The following is a 4,543-nucleotide window of genomic DNA, read 5'->3' on the forward strand; positions in this document are numbered from 1 at the left end:
GGATATTTACGGGGTGCTGCCATGGTGCTGGTGGATCTCCTTCGCCAGGACCGTAACCCTGGCATCAGGGACTCCACAAATCTCAGTACAGCTCACGTCGCCGCCACAGAACACGGCTGGCACGCCTTCCCCTTCCGCCCCCGCGACAAGCGGCCCGCCGGCGGACACCTCGCTACCGCGCTCGCCCTGCTCGCCTCGGCCGACCAGCGGTAGGGGTGGGGTTGTGGAGCGGGTGCCGTGCCTGGACTGGAGCGACAGCAGCCACTTCGACCACACCCGGGACCGGCCCTGCTGCCTGTGCGGCAGGCCCACCCCGATGAGGTCCCACAGCAAAGAGCCCGTGCACAAGGTGTGTGCCGAGGCATGGAACGCCGCCCACCCGGGCGAGCCCCGCCGCTATACCCGACCCGCCAAGGACCGCCCTCAACACGACGTGGGCACCTGGCGGTTCCACAACGACGGCCCCATCACCGACAAACGCGCCCCCATCCTTGGCCAGGTCGTCACCACCAACACCCTGCACTCCGGCCCCCGACAGTTCGAAGGTCCCCAGCAGGACCAACACGACCTGTTCGCCGCATGACAGCAACAAGGGCGGCCCCCGTCTCGCCAAAGTCCGGGGCCGCCCTCAATCCAGCACGCCACTAACGGACTGGAGATACCCAGCATGACCCAACCACTCCCCGCCCGGCGAGAGGACAGCGCCCCGCTGTCCATCGACCTGCCGGGCCTGGACCTCCTCGCTCACGCCGTCGCGGCAGCCGAGCACGGGTGGCACGTCTTCCCGCTCCGACCCCGCGACAAGCGACCCGCCGGCCACCCGGAGCGGAACTGCCCCGGCACCGGCCGCTGCGCGACCGGACACAAGACCCCCGAGCAGCGCGCCACCACCGACCCCGACCTCCTCGCCGCCGCGTGGACCCACGCCCCGTACAACATCGGCATCGCCACCGGACCGAGCGGCCTGCTCGTGGTCGACCTGGACACGCTCAAAGACAACGACGAGAAGGGAACGCCTGACGGCGTCACTTCTTTTGAGGCGCTCTGCGAGCGCGCCGGACAGGCCGTCCCCCACACCCACCGGGTCCGGACTCCGAGCGGCGGGATGCACCTGTACTTCACCCAACCCCAGGACGCCCGACTCGGCAACACCGCCGGACATCTGGGCAAGCACATCGACACCCGCGGCTGGGGCGGATACGTCGTCGCCCCCGGCTCCACCACCCCCAACGGCGCGTACGAGACCCTCGACGACCACCCACCCGTCGAGTTGCCCAACTGGATCCACACCGCGCTCACCACACCGCGTAAGACCCCCCACGCCCCGGCCTCGTTCGTCGCCCTCGGCGGTGGGACCCGCGCCGCCGAGGTGGCCCTGGAACGCGAGAGTGCCACCGTCCGCTCCACCCAGGAGGGCGGCAGGAACGCCCAGTTACTCGCGTCCGTAAGGGCGGTGGGACGGTTCGTCGCGTGGGGCGACATCCCCCGCCACGTGGCCGAAGAGGCTTTTCAAGCGGCGGGGGAGACCTCCGGACTGTCCGCGGCCGAGTGCCGCACCACGATCCGCAGCGCCCTGGACTGGTCCATCCGCACCGCCCGCCCCCGGCAGGCCGCCGCATGACCCGCCCCGAACCCCCCTCCTTGAAAAGCCCCACCCTCACCAGCCACCGGCCCACAGACGCCGCACCGGCCTCGCCGCCGGACACCGTGGGCGCCCCAATGGTCGTCGCCGAAGGCGTCCCTTCTGGCTCTGACCCGCACCCGGCCGACCACCCCGACCACACTCCCGCCCCTGCCCGGAGGGACACCCCCATGCCCGAGACGATCGACGGCGCCGCCCTGCTCGACGAGGTGGAAGCCTTCCACCGCCGCTTCAACATCTTCCCGCGGGAGGGCGCCTACGTCGCCGTCGCGCTCTGGGACGCGCACGCACACCTCCTCGACGCCTTCGACTCCACTCCCAGGATCGCGTTCCTCTCCCCGGAGCCTGGCTCCGGCAAGTCCCGCGCCCTGGAGGTCATGGAGACCCTGGTGCCGAACAAGATGGCCGCCGTGGACGCCTCCCCGTCCGCGCTCTTTAGGTCCGTGGCCGGCATCGAGGGTGAACGGCCCACGATCCTCTACGACGAGATCGACACCGTCTTTGGCCCCAAAGCCGGAGAGAACGAACAGCTCCGCGGCTTCCTCAACGCCGGACACCGACGCGGGCGCCTGATGTACCGGTGCGTAGGCGACGGCGCCAACCAGACCGTGCAGGGCTTCCCGTCCTACTGCGCCGTGGCCATGGCCGGGCTCGGCTCCCTGCCCGACACGATCCTCACCCGCTCCGTCATCATCCGCATGCGGCGCCGTGCCCCCAACGAGACCGTCGAGCCCTACCGGCTCGGCACCCACGAGAAGCAGGGCAACGCCATCCGCGACCGCCTCGCCGCCTGGGCCGACCAAGTACGCGACAAGGTCCAAGGAGCATGGCCCGAGATGCCCGAGGGCATCACCGACCGCCCCGCCGATGTATGGGAGCCGCTCCTCGCCGTCGCTGACGCCGCAGGCGGCAACTGGCCCGAGCGCGCCCGCGCTGCCTGCGTCGAACTGGTCCAGGCATCCCAGGCCGACGACAAGGCATCCATCGGCATCCGGCTCCTCACCGACCTGCGCGACCACGTCCTCATCGGTGTGGACAAGCTGCCCACCATCTCCGTCCTCGACCGGCTCAACGCCCTGGAAGACGCCCCCTGGGCAGACGTCGACGGCAAACCGCTCGACTCCCGCCGCCTGTCCAAGATGCTCAAGGAGTACCGCACCGCCAAGGACGAACCCATCGTCTCCCGCAACATCCGCACCGCCGGCGGCATCCTCAAGGGCTACTACGCCGAAGACCTCCACGACGCCTGGACGCGCTACTGTCCGCCCGTCCCGCAAACCAGCGCTACATCCGCTACGCCGCTACAGCCCAGCTCAGACCCCCTGTCCGTGTAGCGGCAACACCCGATGTAGCGGCTACACCCCCACTCCGCCGAGCCCGCCCGAATGCACTCCCCGGGCGGGCTCGCGAGCACCCCGAAGCGGGATGTAGCCGCTACATCCAACACATCCGCTACGCCTACACCCCCGCTGACCTGCGATGTAGCGGCGTAGCGGATGTAGCGGACTTCCCAAGAGGGAGCCGAGACGCTCCCACCTGCCAAGGAGACGACACCTTGACGACCACGCTCCCGACCACCCACATCGCCGTGACCGTCCCCGAGGTCATGGCCGCACTGAAGCTCAGCCGGTTCAAGGTCTACGACCTGATCCGTTCGGGCGCACTGCCCAGCTACACCGAGGGCCGCGCCCGCCGTATCCCGCTCGACTCCCTGCACACGTACATGCGCAACAAGCTTGAGGAGGCTGCCTGATGGCCAAGAGGCGCGCCAACGGAGAAGGCACCATCACGAAGCGCACGGACGGCCGGTACCAGGCCGCCGCGTACGTCTACCGGCCGGATGGCACCCGCACGCGGAAGTTCGTCTACGGCAAGACCCGCGACGAGGTGAACGACAAGCTCATCGAGATGCAGAACAAGACCCGCCAAGGCATCCCCGCCGCCACGTCGGCGATGCCCTTCGGGGACTACCTCACCTACTGGCTAGCCACGATCGCCCCGACCCGACTCAAGCCCGCGACGCTCAACAGCTACGAGGGCTTGTCCCGGCTCTACATCCGGCCGGCCCTCGGGAAGAAGCGACTCAACCGCCTCTCCCCCACGGACGTCCGGCTCTTCCTCGCTGCGTTCAAGGACGGCTGCCTGTGCTGCCTGCGCGGGGCCGACGCCGCCCGGCCCGAGGGCGAGCGGAACTGCTGCGCCGTGAACAAGTGCTGCAAGCGTGGCCCTTCCGCCCGGACCGTGCAGTACGTCCATGCCGTACTCCGGTCGGCCCTTCAGCAGGCCGTCCGGGAGGAACTGATCGCCCGTAACGTCGCAAAGATCGTGGAGACCCCCACCGTGAAGCGTGAAGAGGTTCGCCCGCTGGACGCGGGGGAGACTCGGTTGCTCCTGAAGACCGCGCGAGACCACCGGCTCTATGCCCTGTGGCTGCTCATGGTCTCCACCGGCCTGCGCCGCGGGGAGGTCCTCGGGCTCACGTGGTCGGACGTCGACCTCAGCGCCGGACAGCTCCGGGTCCGCCGGAACCTCCAGCGCATCAAGCGCGAGCTGCTCTTCGGCACGCCGAAGACGACGCGGTCCATCCGTACGGTCTCGCTCCCGAAGCGGTGCGTGGACGCGCTCCACGCCCACCGGGCGACCCAGGAGCAGGAGCGGAAGGTGGCCGGCGAGAAGTGGAAGCCGCTGGATCACCAACCGGGCGGACTCATCTTCACGACGTCGACCGGCAGGGCGACCGACCCCCGGAGCCTGAACCGGATGCTCACGGTCCTGTGTGCGAAGGCCAAGGTGCGACGCGTGCGCGTGTTGAGTCGGCCCGGGGCGCGGTGCCGGGATTGCTCCCGGTCCGTTTCCCCGGACCGCTCGCCGAACCCGCCGTACCGATCTCTCGGTAACGGG

General features: G+C 69.6%; 6 protein-coding genes. All 6 read left to right on the forward strand.

What is annotated here, in order from left to right; genetic code table 11:
* Positions 1-21: 21 nt before the first annotated feature.
* Positions 22-213, forward strand: coding sequence for a hypothetical protein (locus ACFW2Y_RS34815; RefSeq protein WP_384887457.1), 192 nt, complete (start codon positions 22-24; stop codon positions 211-213).
* Between the two features lie 10 nt (positions 214-223).
* Positions 224-583 carry a hypothetical protein gene (locus ACFW2Y_RS34820; RefSeq protein ID WP_384887460.1) on the forward strand — a complete coding sequence of 120 codons (360 nt, stop codon included), beginning with the start codon at positions 224-226 and terminating at the stop codon, positions 581-583.
* 84 nt (positions 584-667) lie between these two features.
* Entirely contained in the window at positions 668-1,621 is a 954-nt protein-coding gene (locus ACFW2Y_RS34825; RefSeq protein WP_384887462.1) for a bifunctional DNA primase/polymerase, read from the forward strand.
* A gap of 191 nt (positions 1,622-1,812) precedes the next feature.
* A complete protein-coding gene (locus tag ACFW2Y_RS34830; protein WP_384887465.1) occupies positions 1,813-2,976 on the forward strand; it encodes a DUF3631 domain-containing protein in 1,164 nt (387 codons plus the stop codon).
* Positions 2,977-3,197: 221 nt separating this feature from the next.
* Positions 3,198-3,395 (forward strand): helix-turn-helix domain-containing protein, encoded by a 198-nt coding sequence (locus ACFW2Y_RS34835; protein ID WP_384887468.1) that lies wholly within the window; start codon positions 3,198-3,200, stop codon positions 3,393-3,395.
* Positions 3,395-4,543, forward strand: a 1,149-nt coding sequence (gene xerC / locus ACFW2Y_RS34840; protein WP_384887470.1) for a tyrosine recombinase XerC, incomplete at its 3' end; no start/stop codon positions are given. The genes ACFW2Y_RS34835 and xerC, both read left to right, overlap by 1 nt.

Origin of the sequence: Streptomyces sp. NPDC058877 (assembly GCF_042742855.1) — a bacterium.
GTDB lineage: Bacteria > Actinomycetota > Actinomycetes > Streptomycetales > Streptomycetaceae > Streptomyces.